The organism is Streptomyces calidiresistens, from assembly GCF_014141525.1.
Taxonomy (GTDB): domain Bacteria; phylum Actinomycetota; class Actinomycetes; order Streptomycetales; family Streptomycetaceae; genus Streptomyces; species Streptomyces calidiresistens.
In genome coordinates this window covers 1-760 of record NZ_VKHS01001391.1, presented here as the reverse complement: position 1 = coordinate 760, position 760 = coordinate 1, and the positions used below count along the sequence as shown (strand labels likewise).

Sequence of the window (760 nt, the reverse complement as noted above, 5' to 3'; positions counted from 1 at the left end):
GCCCCGAACCCCGTCCACCCGGCCGCATGCGTGGAGCGGGCCGAGGACGCCCGGCGCCGGCGGGAGACCCCGCTCAACAGCGCCGAGGGCCTCATCCGGCGGATCGCCGGATGGCGCGTCCACGAGGGGGCCCCGTACCGGCACTTCGGCGAGGGGTACCGCGGGCGCGACGCCCGGCGCCACCACCCCCGGCTCCCGGAGTGGTTCCCGGAGCCGGACGCCGACGCGGTCGCCGCCCACTGCCTCTCCGGCACCGCCGCCCGGACCCACGAGGGCCGGCCCCCGCATCCCCCGGCTGATGATCCCCGGCAGCCACGCCCCGCAACGCGGCCGGGACGCCGCGGCCGTCACCGACCGGTTCCACCGCTGCTTCGTCGACGGCCACGACCGGGTGATGTCGCCCGACGTCATCGACACCTCCCGGTACGCCGAGGGGGCGGACGACCACCAAGCCGTACACCTCCGTACACCTCCGGCGGCGCCCGCCTCCACCCCATCACCGACCGCTGCGGGCCGTGCCCGTACCGCCCCGACGACCGCACCGGGGAGCGCCCCTGCCCGGTCACCTCCGGGTACCGGGTCCCCGTCCACCGGCACCGGGCCCTGCCGCGCGGCAACCACCGCACCGCCCGGGCCGTCGCCGGCCCCGACCGCCCCGGCGATCCCGGGGAGGTACCCGCCCCGGTCCGGGAGTGCGGCGACACGCCGCCGTGACGCGACGCGCCCGCCCCGGCCCCGGCGCGCGGCATGGTGGGACCGG

1 pseudogene is annotated in these 760 nt (G+C 79.6%); it reads left to right on the top strand.

Annotation, left to right across the window (positions count from 1 at the left end):
* Positions 1-714 (top strand): annotated as a pseudogene (locus tag FOE67_RS29845) (cryptochrome/photolyase family protein); the annotation flags it as partial.
* Positions 715-760: the final 46 nt, after the last annotated feature.